This is a genomic window from Providencia sp. UF-183, from assembly GCF_058246155.1.
Window position 1 is genome coordinate 1 of record NZ_JBSICD010000122.1, and the last position, 239, is coordinate 239.

The following is a 239-nucleotide window of genomic DNA, read 5'->3' on the forward strand; positions in this document are numbered from 1 at the left end:
GATCGAACACCGTGCGCCCGCCGATCTTCTCGTCGTTGGTCAGATCGCCATAGAACGCGCTGACGTACTTGCCGCTGACGCTGCCGTAGTACAGGCCGTCGTCATAACCCAGCGTCATGTTCAGCAGGTTTTTCGGCACGTTCGGCACCTCTTTGCCGGAGGTCGGCAGCGGCAACCCGCCGTTGCTGACGATGTCGCTCTTCTGCTTCGATTGGGTATAGGTATAGGAGGTGTAGTAG

The 239-nt window shown here is 58.6% G+C and carries 1 pseudogene; it reads right to left on the bottom strand.

The features are described 5' to 3' along the window. A pseudogene (locus tag AC4IFT_RS22620) lies at positions 1-239 on the bottom strand (TonB-dependent receptor); the annotation flags it as partial.